13 protein-coding genes and 1 pseudogene are annotated in these 14658 nt (G+C 45.4%); 8 read left to right on the forward strand and 6 right to left on the reverse strand.

The window, feature by feature from the left end; all coding sequences use genetic code 11:
• Window positions 1–61: 61 nt before the first annotated feature.
• Window positions 62–478 (reverse strand): META domain-containing protein, encoded by a 417-nt coding sequence (locus tag L5L91_RS12045; protein ID WP_263236669.1) that lies wholly within the window; start codon window positions 476–478, stop codon window positions 62–64.
• A gap of 71 nt (window positions 479–549) precedes the next feature.
• Between L5L91_RS12045 and L5L91_RS12050 the strand changes: the two genes are divergently transcribed.
• Window positions 550–780, forward strand: coding sequence for a hypothetical protein (locus L5L91_RS12050; protein ID WP_028759411.1), 231 nt, complete (start codon window positions 550–552; stop codon window positions 778–780).
• A gap of 36 nt (window positions 781–816) precedes the next feature.
• On the opposite strand, the gene L5L91_RS12055 is transcribed toward L5L91_RS12050, so the two are convergent.
• Window positions 817–1833 carry a GGDEF domain-containing protein gene (locus tag L5L91_RS12055; RefSeq protein ID WP_263236670.1) on the reverse strand — a complete coding sequence of 339 codons (1017 nt, stop codon included), beginning with the start codon at window positions 1831–1833 and terminating at the stop codon, window positions 817–819.
• Window positions 1834–2001: 168 nt separating this feature from the next.
• On the opposite strand from L5L91_RS12055, the gene L5L91_RS12060 reads away from it, so the two are divergent.
• Both L5L91_RS12060 and L5L91_RS12065 read left to right on the forward strand, forming a co-directional pair.
• Window positions 2002–2544 carry a GNAT family N-acetyltransferase gene (locus tag L5L91_RS12060; RefSeq protein WP_198572836.1) on the forward strand — a complete coding sequence of 181 codons (543 nt, stop codon included), beginning with the start codon at window positions 2002–2004 and terminating at the stop codon, window positions 2542–2544.
• Window positions 2545–2605: 61 nt separating this feature from the next.
• A complete protein-coding gene (locus L5L91_RS12065; protein WP_263236672.1) occupies window positions 2606–2956 on the forward strand; it encodes a hypothetical protein in 351 nt (116 codons plus the stop codon).
• 38 nt (window positions 2957–2994) lie between these two features.
• Here the strand turns inward: L5L91_RS12065 and L5L91_RS12070 are convergent, their stop codons facing one another.
• Complete coding sequence (locus L5L91_RS12070; RefSeq protein WP_263236674.1) at window positions 2995–3399, reverse strand: GNAT family N-acetyltransferase; 405 nt, start codon at window positions 3397–3399, stop codon at window positions 2995–2997.
• 159 nt (window positions 3400–3558) lie between these two features.
• Here L5L91_RS12070 and L5L91_RS12075 point away from each other — a divergent pair, with 159 nt between their 5' ends.
• On the forward strand, window positions 3559–5973 hold the full coding sequence (locus L5L91_RS12075; RefSeq protein ID WP_263236677.1) for a TonB-dependent receptor domain-containing protein: 2415 nt from the start codon (window positions 3559–3561) through the stop codon (window positions 5971–5973).
• A gap of 130 nt (window positions 5974–6103) precedes the next feature.
• Here the strand turns inward: L5L91_RS12075 and L5L91_RS12080 are convergent.
• The 3 genes and pseudogenes from L5L91_RS12080 to metK all read right to left on the reverse strand — a co-directional run.
• Window positions 6104–6429, reverse strand: a pseudogene (locus L5L91_RS12080) (transposase); the annotation flags it as partial.
• 77 nt (window positions 6430–6506) lie between these two features.
• Window positions 6507–6992 carry a hypothetical protein gene (locus L5L91_RS12085; RefSeq protein ID WP_263236679.1) on the reverse strand — a complete coding sequence of 162 codons (486 nt, stop codon included), beginning with the start codon at window positions 6990–6992 and terminating at the stop codon, window positions 6507–6509.
• Window positions 6993–7148: 156 nt separating this feature from the next.
• On the reverse strand, window positions 7149–8300 hold the full coding sequence (gene metK / locus L5L91_RS12090) for a methionine adenosyltransferase (RefSeq protein ID WP_028761631.1): 1152 nt from the start codon (window positions 8298–8300) through the stop codon (window positions 7149–7151).
• 445 nt (window positions 8301–8745) lie between these two features.
• Between metK and tkt the strand changes: the two genes are divergently transcribed.
• From tkt to fba, 4 genes are all read left to right on the forward strand, one after another.
• Window positions 8746–10740, forward strand: coding sequence for a transketolase (tkt, locus tag L5L91_RS12095; protein WP_263139495.1), 1995 nt, complete (start codon window positions 8746–8748; stop codon window positions 10738–10740).
• Between the two features lie 116 nt (window positions 10741–10856).
• Window positions 10857–11873 (forward strand): erythrose-4-phosphate dehydrogenase, encoded by a 1017-nt coding sequence (gene epd, locus L5L91_RS12100; protein WP_105250098.1) that lies wholly within the window; start codon window positions 10857–10859, stop codon window positions 11871–11873.
• Window positions 11874–12008: 135 nt separating this feature from the next.
• Window positions 12009–13184 carry a phosphoglycerate kinase gene (locus L5L91_RS12105; RefSeq protein ID WP_168824858.1) on the forward strand — a complete coding sequence of 392 codons (1176 nt, stop codon included), beginning with the start codon at window positions 12009–12011 and terminating at the stop codon, window positions 13182–13184.
• 223 nt (window positions 13185–13407) lie between these two features.
• Window positions 13408–14475: a class II fructose-bisphosphate aldolase gene (fba, locus tag L5L91_RS12110; RefSeq protein ID WP_028761627.1), complete on the forward strand. Its 1068-nt coding sequence runs from the start codon at window positions 13408–13410 to the stop codon at window positions 14473–14475.
• Window positions 14476–14658: the final 183 nt, after the last annotated feature.

A 14658-nucleotide genomic window follows, 5' to 3' on the forward strand; every position in this document is an offset into this window, starting at 1 on the left:
TGCTGGTTAGTGAACTAAAAAACCGCCATTGGCGGTTTTTTTATGCTGACAAGTTTTATGGTTACTTCATTTGGCTTAACATTAACACTGGCTTGTCGTCGCTGTTAAGTAAGGTAAGTCGGCCTTGCACTAATTTTGCTTTGGTAACTAATGGCATAGCTTGCATCACTTTGTGCTCTTGCTGCATTAGGGCATCCACACAGGCTTTCATTGTGCTACCGGCAGGAGATAGCTTAAGCTCTTCGCCTTGCTGAGTATATTGACCGAAAAAGTTATTGCAGCTGTTGTTGCCGTGTAATTTACCTTCGGCCTCAAAGGTGATTTGCGCTGGGCTGTAATCGATAGTCGGTTGGCCTTGAACCATTTCAATGTGCCAGCGGCCTTCTAATGGAATGGTATCATTTGGGGCTATATCGGCACTTTGGCAGGCTGTGATGCCTAAGAGTAATGCACCTAAGATGAATGTTTGTTTTAACATCGTTGCGGTTCCTTTTTCCATGATTATGGCCATAGTGTGACAAGTTTTTCGTAAGATCTAAAGGGGTTTATATGACAGGCTCATTTAAAAGTACTCTGAATTTGTTGAAGTTTTTACATTGGTTAGGTGTATTGATGCTAGTTTGTGGACTTGGGTTTTATATGTTGACGCAATGGAGTCTAGAGATAAGCGGCATGTTATTGATCTCAAGTCTGATTGGTTTAGGGTTGGTTTTAATGTCGCCCTATCCTGTGGTGCTGTTTATCCAATGGGCGAAGCGCCAAGATGAGCATTCCAAGTAATTTTGTACTGCCTAATTAAGCCTAAATTTCATTAAATCAAAGCTCAGCCGAATCTGCGGCGGGATTATCGTACAAGCTTGAGTCAATGGCGGGTTCTACTGGCGTGTCTGCGGCTTGGGATACAGGTGGGCGCATTGAATCGAGTTTATCCCGTGCGAGTTCTATCATGGGCGCAAGTTTGGCGCTGGATTCTGGAGTGAAGAAACTGTAACTCGCATCGAGTTTAAGTTGGTGGTTTTGCTGTTCTAACTGTTTTTCTACCCGCTTCATAATATGTTGAATATCTCGTTCACCATCCACAAAAGCAAGTACCACAAATTGAGTGCTGTTGTAATGGGCGGCAACGTCAGCGGTTCTTATCGTATCTTGGATCAACTTGCCTAACAGCCTGTGGTGATTATCTTCGAGGGGGATGGGTGTGTTATCCGTGCTCAGTAATTCAAAGAAGATGATACCTGCATGGGCGCCAAAGCGGCGGCCTAAATTGAGCTGTCTTGGCGCCATCATCAAGAAGCCGTAATGGTTGAGCATGCCGGTTTCTTGGTCGCGCATCAAAAGGGATTCAATTCTATGGTTCTGACACAGAAGGGATAATTCCTGTTGCAGTAAAATCTGAAATGGTTCGAGCATAGCGGCATTGACTAGTGGCTCTGTTATATGCGGGTTGAGTACACACAGGGCACCAAATTGGCTACCATCCGGCCAAGCGATAGGACGTGAGAGAATATGCTGAATACCATCAAAATCCCTTGGTAAATCTTCTAACATAAAGCTGCCGAGGTTTTGATATAAACCATCAGGTTGGCTGTTTTGTATCTGTTTGAAGAGTTCGAGTGCTGGTGGATATAAAGTGCCCGCGGTAAATTGTGGTGTTTCAGTGATTGCGCTGACAATGATCTCAAATCCTGCGCTGGTCTTTTGGAATATAAAAACCGTGTTAGCGTTGTAATAGCTTTTGATGAGCTCACATTGGTGCATCCAGCGAGTGAGATTCACTTGTTGATTGTCGCTATCAAGTAAACTCAAGTTGGGATTAATGGTTTCGGGCAACATACAAACGCCTAACTAGGGCTAAATATTCATTAAGTTTGGGAAATAAAAGGGGATTTAGCAAATCAAGGCACTAAATAATACCTTGTTCTAGCTGTGCCTATTAACCCAACCGAGTATACTGGCGGGCTGAAATTGGGCCCAAAGCCGAAATAATGCTGTGAGAATACTGTGAAAATTAGACTAGCCTTACCTCAAGATGTTGATTTATTAGCGATGCTAGAGAAAAAACATCTTAATGATGAATTAGCTTCCGCCAGTATGGGGTTACAAGGGCAAGCTTTTTCCCACAGTGAATTGAGCGAATTAGTGCAGCACCATTGGGTCGTGGTGGCGCAGGTTGAGCAGCAGATCGTCGGTTACGTGATTGCAGGCCGTTGGGGATTTTTCGAACATTGGCCCATTTACCGCACTTTGTTGAATCGGTTGGGGCAACTCGATTGGGATGGACCTAAATTAACTAAGGCCAACTCTTGCCAATATGGGCCGATATGGGTGCAGCAAGCCTACCGTGGGCAAGGGATTTTCGAGGCATTAGTCCGTGAAATTCGTCGCCAAGTTGCTCCGCATTTTAGCTATATGTTGACCTTTATTGCTGAAGATAATGAACGTTCCTTTGCCGCTCACTCGGGTAAAGCGCACATGCAGGTTGTGGATTTTTTCACCGTTTCTGCAAGGGATTATTATTTAATGGCGGCAAAGACCCAAGCTTAGTTGTTCGACGATAAGAATTAAGGGTTAAATCTCTACTGATATCAATAACGGAGATAAATACATGCATGTGCAATTTGTTGAGTCATTATTAGCGACTTATGCCAAGGTCAATTTATCGGCTTGGGACAGCTTGAGGTTAGTCTTATCTGAATGCGCTCACCATGAGTATGAGGCGAGGGGATTTGAAGTCGAGTTTTTATCTGACTTAGGTGCATTGCAACATTATTGGGTACAAGTGGGAGATATTTGGCTCGATTGTGGCCGAATCAATGCCTATTCGGCGACGATAACGCAACTGAGCGATGCGCAAGTCAGCCGCGCGAATACAAAAAAGGCGTTGGAGTGCGCCATTTTATCCCAAGAGCAGATCGGTCTACTCTGCATGCAAAATGCCCATTTCGATCATTGCTGAGTGTGTTAATTCAGTCCGTTTCTCAATCGCTTTTTTGATCAATACTTCTTCATCAGAAAGATGCGCTGAGGGTCAGTGGTGACAGTGCCTATGATCTCAAACCCTTGTTTTTCATAAAACACAGGTGCTTGAATCGATAAGGTATCCACTTGAGCTACCAAGCAACCCCGCTGTTTCGCCTCAGCTTCGGCAAGTGCCATCAGTTTATGCCCAAGCCCAGTGCCTCTGGTTTGGTCATCAACCCAGACAACATTGATTAAGAAGTTTTTATAGATAGTCCGGCCACCCACACCACCAATCAACTTGCCAGCTTCATCACGTGCAATGACAGTCAAAGGTACTGATTTCTCGGGTCCTAAGAGCCCAGCATTAAATTGCCTAACGCCGTCTACCAGCGCATCCACAATCGCGGTATTTTCTTCACTCATAACTTCAAATTTCATGTCAAAAACTCTTTCTTGAATGTGATTACTTTACAAAACGTAAATGTTATTTCTGTTGCATTCAACTTTTGATTGATCTCACTAATGTTAATCATTATCATTCGCGAAATCATTTATAGGTTACATTTGTAAACTAAGTTTACTAAACAGGAGAGGTTTATGTTATTTCGTCAAACTTGCTTGGCAGTTGCCATTACCGCTGTATTTGCGGGTAATTTTGTCCAAGCCGAAGAGGCTCCCGACAGAAAAATGGAAGTAATGGTTGTTACTGCCTCTGGATATGAACAGAAATTGGTTGATGCACCTGCCAGTATTTCTGTTATCACCCAAGAAGATTTGATGATAAAACCTTATACCACTCTCCTAGATGCAGTGCGTGACTTGGAAGGGGTTGATATTGGTGAAACCCGTGATAAAACAGGGCAAGGTACCATCAGTCTACGCGGTATGGGATCTGACTATACCTTAATCCTTGTCGATGGTAAGCGTCAGAATAACCATGGTGATATTTATCCAAACAGTTTTGGTGGCAATCAATTTGGTCATGTACCACCACTTGATGCTATTGATCGAATTGAAGTTATTCGTGGGCCAGCATCAACGTTATACGGTGCAGATGCTCTAGGTGGTGTGGTGAACATCATCACTAAAAAAGTGGGCGACGAATGGTCTGGCTCTATCACTCACAGCCGAACTCATCAAACCAATGATGCCTATGGTGAAGATATCACTACCGATTTCAGCGTGATGGGTCCCCTCATTAAAGGCGTTCTTGGGTTATCGATTCATGGCAGTATTTATGATCGAATGGGGTCTACACCAGAGTATGCACCAGTAGATTATCCCAATGGAGAAGTACGCACTCGTTCACTCGGTTTTGGTGGTGGCGGTAAAACCGTCGATAACGAAAATCATATGTTAGGTGGGAGTTTAAGTTGGACACTAAATGAACATCACAAAATTTGGTTTGATTTAGATTCCTCATCTCAAGATTATGATAATACACCACTGATCAATGATAACGGTGAACGAGAGTATCCGCTTGGTACTGTTGATAATATCGATAGTCTCTGGATTGCCAGTAACTTCTGCAAAGGCGGCGTAGGTTCCCGTGAGGCTGCTTGTCTAGCCAGCGGTGGTGAATGGGCAAGACGATCAAATCCGCGAGCGGGTTACAGCGAGACTCAAAAATTTACCCGTGATGCTTGGGCATTAACCCATGAAGGTGCTTGGGATTTTGGTACAAGCTTTGTGTCACTATCCTATGTAGACACACAAAATAATGGCCGCACACTGCCATTTACCACTGCTGAACGAGTATTACTACTGCAGATGATTGATGGTAAAGGGGATTACACCGGCATGACTGAAGCCGAACGTAAAGCGATTGCTGAATCCACTTTCCTGCCTAGACCTAAACGCGAAATGGCAAGTAATCAATATACGCTTGATATGAAACTCGATATTCCATTTGAAGCTGCAGGAAATCATGTCGCAGTGACGGGTGCGCAGGTGATTCGTGGTGAGTTGAAAGACGGTGTATTTGGTATGGAAGAAGGTACGCCGGGCGCAGTACAAGAACATAATATGTGGTCTGTTTTTGCTGAAGATACATGGAGCATGACTTCTGATTTATCTGTTACTGCGGGTTTACGTCATGATGATCATGAAATATTTGGCAACCAACTCAGCCCACGTCTATACGGTGTTTACACCATTAATAATGAGTGGACTGTAAAGGGTGGGGTGAGCACAGGCTTTAAAACACCTAAAACCACACAATTGTATGATGGTGTCGTTGGCTTTGGTGGCCAAGGAACCTCACCGCAATTTGGTAACCCAGATCTCGAAGCTGAAACCAGTGTGTCCAGCGAAGTCGCCCTGTATTGGTCTCATCCAGATGGCCATAATTTTAACGCCACTATCTTTAAAAATGACTTTGACGATAAGATTGCTTCACAACCCTGTGGTAAAGGTACGAGCATAGAATGTTCCGATGCGGGTGAATATGCTGATTTAGGTTATGCAGTCAGTAGCAAAACAGTCAACATAGATAAAGTTACTATTCAAGGTGCTGAGCTCGCGGGACGTTGGGAAATTCTAGATGCCTTAACGTTAAATGCTAATTATACCTACACAGATAGCGAGCAGAAAAGCGGTGCAGAGCAAGGCCGTCCACTCGGCAACAGTGCCAAGCATATGGCAAACGCGACATTAAAATGGGAGTTGACCGACTCATTTAACGTATTCTTGACCTCAGAATACCGTGCTAAACGTTATCGCTCTTGGGATATCATTAATGATGCTGCACTTTACTATAAGGGTTATAACGTGTTCCATCTTGGTGGTTCTTATCAGGCGAGTGAGTTTGTCACCTTCAACATGCGAGTAAATAACTTGTTTGATAAAGATTTTACTACATACGATATTGTCTTCACCGAATGTAGTGACACTAGCACCACTTGTGTCTCTGACGACAATGGCCAAAACGGATACACAGCATCTTACGTTGATGATTTTAATAACAAAGATAAGGCCCGTAACTTCTGGGTTGGTATGAATGTACGTTTCTAAACGAATACCCTGTGCATTAGCCATTATTTGATATTCATGGGCGATAGATAAAACTGAGAGTTACCCGTTTGATAAAGGTATCCACTATCAATTAAACAATAGGGTAACTCTCATTACTCATTACTCATTACTCATTACTCAGTGCACCTGCACTGTGCTGGTGAGTCCGCACTATCGAGCCATCAATAAAGACCCATTCCGTGTCGGCCATTTTCACTAAAGCTTTGAGTAAATAGGCCTGAATGTCTTTTTAGATCATAAATAAAACCGTCTAAAGACCGTACTCCAATGGTCCAACTCTTTGGGTAAATCTTGCTAAGGGGGGCCTGCTAGAAGGCGGTAAAGAATGCCTTCGAATGTTTGTCTATGTTCAGGTTTATCATAAACACGGCCTGTGCTTTTCATTAAAGGAAATAGTGTTTCCCAGCGTGCATTGGTTAGCATCAGTATTGGCATGCTGTCTAAAAATTATCCTCGAAAGCTCAATAGACCCTAGATGAAGTCAGAAAAATCAAAGGTGCTAGCGTATAAGCCTAAAGAATCAGCCATTGCCCGTTTGGGTAAGTACCAATATAACCAAAGGGGATTCTTCCACAGAGATACCAAGATAGGCGTTCACTCGTAAAGGCTGAAAGTTTAACGTCAGCTAGGAGCAGTGTTGCGAGCGTATCAGCGTCATCGGATGTCAGCGCGCATATTTCTGCAACGGGAATAATTTTCCAAGTGGAGAGGTAAGCTGACTTAGAAATTTCATCGACTTCGCTGTCAGAAATCCAAGCATGCACATCATTTACTACTGCCTTTGTTTTTAACGAATTTGCCAAGTCATGATCAGTTACACACAGGCTTTCATATTGGATTTCGTAAGGTGTTTCAAAAAAGGCTTCAGGATCGGATTCAAGAAAAGCGGCGATCTCCTCTAATGTACCGTATGTCTTTGCTGTTTCCTCTGGCAGACCTACGTTGGCTGCCCATGCACAAGATTGAAGTTGCTGTAATAAGATGGCGTTATCGGTCATGGGGTCTGTGCACTCTAATGGTCTGTGTATATGCTGCTTTTTATCTTGCCATATTTGTCTTAGCACTATTAATCTAACCAAATGTCAGACATAAAAAAACCGCTGGATAGCGGTTTTTTTATGGGTCTTAAGTGTAAAAATTGAAATGAATTAAGACTATAGACCTGCGTCAGCGCGCAATATTTCGGCTTTATCAGTAGCTTCCCATGGGAATTCGCTGCGACCAAAGTGGCCATAAGCGGCGGTCGCTTGATAAATTGGACGTGCTAAATCTAGCATGGCCGTTAAACCGTATGGGCGAAGTTCAAAGTGTTGACGGACTAACTTGATCAGCACTTCTTCAGACACCTTACCAGTACCGAAGGTCTCGATGCTGATAGAGGTCGGCTCTGCCACACCAATAGCGTAAGACACTTGGATTTCACAGCGATCAGCAAGACCTGCTGCAACGATGTTTTTTGCTACATAACGGGCAGCATATGCCGCGCTACGATCCACTTTTGATGGATCTTTACCAGAGAATGCGCCACCACCATGACGGGCCATGCCGCCGTAGGTGTCAACGATGATCTTACGACCGGTTAAGCCGCAATCACCTACTGGACCACCGATAACAAAACGGCCAGTTGGGTTGATAAAGAACTTAGTATCTTTGTTTAACCATTGAGCCGGTAATACAGGCTTGATAATGGTTTCCATCACGCCTTCAATTAAATCGGCTTGTGAAACGTCATCTCTGTGTTGAGTCGACAACACAACTGCATCGATACCGACAATTTTGCCATCATCATAGGCAAAAGTGACTTGGCTTTTCGCATCTGGGCGTAACCAAGGTAGCGTGCCATTTTTACGCACTTCAGACTGACGTTTCACTAATGCGTGAGCATAGGTGATAGGTGCAGGCATCAGAATGTCGGTTTCGTTGTTAGCATAGCCAAACATTAACCCTTGATCGCCAGCCCCTTGCTCTGCAGGGTCTGCGCGGTCTACACCTTGATTAATGTCGGGTGATTGCTTACCAATGGCGTTTAATACTGCGCACGAGTCTGCATCAAACCCCATATCTGAATGGGTATAACCAATTTCACGCACCGTTTTACGGGTGATTTCTTCAATATCAACCCAGGCAGAGGTAGTGACTTCACCACCCACTAATACCATGCCGGTTTTGACATAAGTTTCACACGCTACGCGTGCTTTTGGATCTTGAGCCAGAATTGCATCTAGCACAGCATCAGAAATCTGATCTGCAATCTTATCGGGATGACCTTCTGAGACCGACTCAGAAGTAAACAAGTGCTTTGCCATAGTAGGAAAATCTCGTCGTTAGCATTCAAACGTGTAGAAGCATCTACATCTAGACGGCTATTTTAGTTTAAATCCGATTGCCGATCACCCCCGATAATAAAAAATCCTCTCAGATTGTGACCTGAAAACGACTACGCTCTGTCATAAATAGGTTATTTTACTTATATTTCATAGCATTAAGTTTACTATGTTTTTGAGAAATTTATTTCTCCATTACAAGTGATCCTTGCTATGCCCTCTCAAGTAAACGCCAGCAAAGTGACTGGCTTGTTTCTGCGACTTGTATACCCAAGCGACCTGAATCCTGCATCTTCAGGTTGTTTGGGTACATATTCGCCCATCTTTTGCTGAGTGAATGGTAATTTTAGTTTGCGTCACACTGGCATGTAGGGGAAAATATGCATCCAAATTGCCCGCTAGACCCCACAAACAAGCAGGAGAGAGCATGTCTTCCCGTAAAGTACTCGCAAACGCAATCCGTGCGTTAAGTATGGATGCAGTTCAAAAAGCAAATTCAGGCCATCCCGGCGCCCCAATGGGTATGGCAGATATTGCTGAAGTGCTGTGGAATGATTTCCTTAAGCACAACCCGAACAATCCGAAATGGGTAGATAGAGATCGTTTTATCCTCTCTAACGGTCACGGTTCAATGCTGATTTACTCTTTACTTCACCTGACTGGTTATGAATTACCAATTGAAGAGCTAAAACAGTTCCGTCAATTGCATTCTAAAACACCGGGTCACCCAGAATACGGTTACACACCAGGTGTTGAAACCACAACGGGTCCACTCGGTGCGGGCATCAGCAACGCTGTCGGTATGGCGATTGCTGAGAAAACCTTAGCGGCACAGTTTAACCGTGATGGTCACGATATCGTTGATCACTATACTTACTGCTTCCTCGGCGATGGCTGTTTGATGGAAGGTATTTCCCACGAAGCCTGTTCATTAGCCGGTACTTTAGGTTTAGGTAAACTGGTCGCATTTTGGGATGATAACGGTATTTCTATCGATGGCCATGTTGAAGGCTGGTTTACCGATGATACGCCAAAACGTTTTGAAGCTTACGGCTGGCATGTGATTACCGGTGTTGACGGTCACGATAGCGCGGCAATCCGTGCTGCTATCGAAGCGGCGAAAGCGGTGACTGATAAACCAACAATGATTTGCTGCAAAACCATTATCGGTTTTGGTTCCCCCAACAAATCTGGCAGCCACGATTGTCACGGCGCGCCACTAGGCGATGCAGAAATCGCAGCCGCCCGTGAATTCCTTGGCTGGCCACATGCACCATTTGAAATCCCTGCTGACGTTTATGCGGGTTGGGATGCCAAAGAAGCAGGTGCTGCCCGTGAAGCGGCGTGGAACGAGAAGTTTGCAGCATATCGCGCAGCTCACCCAGAACTGGCTGCTGAATATGAGCGTCGCGTTCTGAAAGGTGAATTACCGGCTGATTTCGAAGAAAAAGCGCAGGCATTCGTGCAAGCATCACAGGACAAAGCCGAAGGCATTGCGAGCCGTAAAGCCTCACAAAATGCTATCGGTGCATTTGGCGCTATGTTGCCTGAACTGTTAGGCGGCTCTGCTGACTTAGCGGGTTCTAACTTGACACTGTGGTCAGGTTCTAAAGGTATTCAAGACGACCCAGCTGGTAACTACATTTACTACGGCGTGCGTGAATTCGGCATGAGTGGCATTATGAACGGTGCTTCGCTGCATGGTGGTTTCATCAATTACGGCGCAACGTTCATGATGTTCATGGAATATGCTCGTAACGCAGTGCGTATGTCGGCACTGATGGGCATTCAAAACATCTTCGTTTATACCCATGACTCTATCGGTCAAGGTGAAGATGGCCCAACGCATCAGCCAGTTGAGCAATTAGCTAACCTGCGTATGACGCCAAATATGGCCGTATGGCGTCCATGTGATGCGGCAGAAACGGCAGTTTCTTGGAAAGCTGCGATTGAGCGCCGTAATGCACCTACGTCACTGATCTTCAGCCGTCAAAACCTGAAAGCTCAAGCGCGTACCGCTGAGCAATTAGCTAATGTGGCTAAAGGTGCTTATGTACTGCAAGACTGTGCGGGTACACCAGAACTGATCCTGATCGCAACTGGTAGCGAAGTACAATTGGCAATGGATGCAGCCGCTGCACTGACTGAGCAAGGCAAACACGTTCGCGTAGTCTCTATGCCATCGACAACTGAGTTCGATAAGCAAGATGCTGCTTATAAAGAATCTGTATTACCACGTGCTGTGACTAAACGTGTGGCTATCGAAGCGGCGCATACCGATTTCTGGTACAAGTATGTCGGTTTTGAAGGCACAGTTGTGGGCATGACCACATTTGGTGAGTCTGCACCGGGTAACGTGCTATTGAATCACTTCGGTTTCACCGTTGAAAATGTGCTGAATGCTGCAAAATCATTGGGCTAATGGCTCAAGGGATTAGATTCAATACAAAAGGTTAAACTTTTTAAGTGTTAATCTGTATAATGCGGCCTGCAATCGTTTGCAGGCCGTTTTTGTATTAAGAGGAAATTGAGACCTCAATGATCCGAGTCGCTATCAATGGTTATGGCCGTATCGGCCGCTCTATTCTCCGAGCTTTATATGAGTCTGGAAAACGGCAGCAAATGCAGATTGTCGCGATTAATGAATTAGCTAAACCTGAAGCCATTATTCATCTGACCCAGTACGACACCACCCACGGTCGGTTTGCGCATAAAGTGAAGCTTGTTGATGATCATATGCTGATTGGCGACGATGCGATAAAAATTCTCCACGAGCCCGATCCGGCAAAACTCCCTTGGCACGAGATGGACATAGATATTGTCTATGAAGCCACAGGCGTATTAGTCGATCGTCAAAGCTGCGAAGCCCATATTCACGCCGGCGCTAAACAAGTGCTGATAAGTCATCCATCCTCAGCCGATGTCGATGGCACTATCGTCTATGGTGTAAACCACGATTTACTTCGCGCCGAACACACTGTGGTGTCCAACGCTTCTTGCACCACAAACTGTATCGTGCCAGTGATCGATGTGCTTGACCGCCACTTCGGCGTTAAAAGCGGTGCCATTACCACTATCCATTCGGCGATGAACGATCAGCAAGTGATTGATGCTTACCATGATGATTTGCGTCGAACCCGCGCCGCGGGCCAATCGATTATCCCTGTCGACACTAAACTTGCCCGCGGCATTGAGCGGATCTTGCCGCACATGAAAAATAAGTTTGAGGCGATTTCGGTGCGCGTGCCCACCATCAACGTGACCGCCATCGATTTGTCCGTGACCTTAGAAAAAACCGTCGATATTGCCACAGTCAATCAGGTGCTGGAATCAGCCGCCAATGGGCGATTTAACGGCATCTTAGGCTATACTGATGAGCCCTTAGTCTCATGTGATTTCAACCATGATCCGCGCTCCAGTATTGTCGATGGTACCCAGACCCGCGTGAGCGCCGGTCAGTTGGTGAAGTTACTCCTGTGGTGCGATAACGAGTGGGGTTTTGCCAATCGTATGTTAGATACGAGTTTGGCGATGATCGCGGCCAAGCGAGGCTGATAAAAGTAGATTATTCACTTGTGGGTCACTGAATTTATGCCAATTCGATGGGATGTCGAGCGCCGAGCGGCAGTCAATTCATACCGGCTATAGTGTGAAACAGTTTGTTTTTTGATTATAAAAGGAAGCGTTACCATGGCAATTATCAATATGTCAGATCTGGATCTACAAGGTAAGCGCGTGCTTATCCGCGAAGATCTCAATGTCCCTGTCAGCAATGGCGTCGTCACCAGTGACGCACGTCTGCGCGCCTCTCTACCGACTATCGAGTTGGCCCTTGAAAAAGGTGCGGCTGTGATGGTGATGTCGCATTTAGGTCGTCCGACTGAAGGCGAATACAATGCTGAATATTCTATGCAACCTGTGGTCGATTATTTGGCAAAAGCCCTGTCTTGTCCTGTGCGTTTAGCGACGGATTATTTAGATGGCGTTGACGTTGCCGTGGGTGAAGTGGTTGTGTTCGAAAACGTGCGTTTCAACGTGGGTGAAGGTAAGAACAACGAAGCCTTATCGAAAAAAATGGCGGCGCTGTGTGATGTCTATGTGATGGACGCCTTCGGTACAGCACATCGTGCCCAAGCATCGACCCATGGCGTGGGCATGTTTGCCCCAATTGCCTGTGCCGGTCCATTACTGGCACAAGAATTAGATGCCTTAGGCAAGGCATTAGATAACCCTGCGCGTCCAATGGTGGCGATTGTCGGTGGCTCTAAAGTGTCGACTAAGCTGACCGTGCTAGAAAGTCTTTCAGGCATAGTTGATCAGTTAGTGGTTGGCGGCGGTATTGCCAATACTTTCATTGCAGCGGCGGGCTACAATGTCGGTAAATCGCTGTATGAAGCGGATTTGATCGACGAAGCTAAGCGTTTAGTGGCTAATGCTAAGAGCCGTGGCGCCGATATTCCTGTGCCGACCGATGTGGTCGTTGCGGGCGAGTTTAGCCCAACAGCAGCGGCAACGTTAAAATCGGTTAGCGAAGTCGCTGATGGTGAAATGATTTTTGATATTGGTCCAGATAGCGCTGAAGCACTGGCTAAAATCATCGAATCTGCTGGCACTATCGTGTGGAACGGCCCTGTGGGCGTGTTCGAATTCGACCAATTCGGTGAAGGTACTAAGCGTATCGCCCAAGCGATTGCTGATTCAAAAGCGTTCTCTATCGCTGGTGGTGGTGACACTTTGGCTGCGGTTGATAAGTACGGTATTGCCGATAAAGTGTCTTACATTTCGACTGGCGGCGGTGCTTTCCTCGAGTTCCTCGAAGGTAAAGAATTACCGGCTGTGGCTATGTTAGAAAAGCGCGGCGCTTAATCATTAAGTTTTAAAAAACGCGGCGCATAAGACGCCGCGATAAGCTCTGATAACATCAAAGCTTTGATAAAAAGTAAAAAATTATAAAAAAACCGCCCGTATTCATCTAAGGTACTTAATTTAAGTTGTTTATTTAAGGTACAGAGTTGAATGCGGGTATAAAAATCCATCCAAACGATAGCGACCTCGGTGATAGATATCACCCTATTATTGGAGTTAAAAAATGGCGTTAATTTCCCTACGACAACTACTTGATCACGCAGCAGAACATGGATACGGTGTGCCTGCGTTTAACGTTAACAACTTAGAGCAGATGCGTGCCATCATGCAGGCCGCTGAAGCAACAGACAGCCCTGTGATAGTGCAAGCTTCTGCTGGCGCGCGTAAATACGCTCGCCCACAGTTCTTAAAATATTTGATGGCAGCAGCTCTTGAGCAGTACCCAGATATTCCTGTGTGTATTCACCAAGACCACGGTACCGATCCTGATATTTGTCAGCGTTCTATCCAATTAGGCATGTCATCAGTCATGATGGACGGCTCTTTGATGGCTGACGGCAAAACGCCTGCATCGTACGAGTACAACGTTGATGTTACCCGTCGTACAGTGGCATTTGCCCATGCGTGTGGTGTGTCAGTTGAAGGTGAAATCGGCTGTTTAGGCAGCTTAGAAACTGGCCAAGCTGGCGAAGAAGATGGTGTTGGTGCATCAGGTATTTTAAGTCACGATCAAATGCTGACTAGCCCTGAAGAAGCGGCGCGTTTCGTTGCCGATACCCATGTTGATGCACTCGCGATTGCTATCGGTACTAGCCATGGTGCATATAAGTTCAGTCGTAAACCGACGGGCGATGTACTGCGTATCGACCGCATCAAAGAAATTCATGCGCGTATTCCTAACACTCACTTAGTGATGCACGGTTCATCTTCTGTGCCACAAGAGTGGCTAAAGATCATCAACCAATATGGTGGTCAGATCCCAGAAACCTACGGTGTACCATTAGAAGAAATCGTAGAAGGTATCAAACACGGTGTACGTAAAGTCAACATTGATACCGACTTACGTTTAGCATCAACGGGTGCCGTTCGTAAATTCCTAGCTGAACACCCAAGTGAATTTGATCCACGTAAATTCCTGAAAGCATCCATGGAAGCCATGGCCGATATCTGTACGGTTCGCTATGAAGCTTTCGGCTGTGCAGGTCAAGCATCTAAGATTAAGCCATTGTCTTTACAAGCAATGTATAAAGCGTACCAGTCTGGTGCGTTAGATCCTAAGATCAATATGTAAGCGTTATTGCTGAGATAAAAACCCGCTAAAGCGGGTTTTTTTATACTTAAAATAGCTGCAATTTTCATTTTTTAATCGTAAATGTTAATATCGCGCAGATTTTCAGGGGAAAATACTAACCCTTATTAATATGTGCTTATTCAGCATCGCTGGGACGAACAGATATTTATAGGGATTGGATTT

It is taken from the genome of Shewanella sp. SM55 (assembly GCF_025654025.1).
Taxonomy (GTDB): Bacteria; Pseudomonadota; Gammaproteobacteria; order Enterobacterales; family Shewanellaceae; genus Shewanella; species Shewanella oncorhynchi.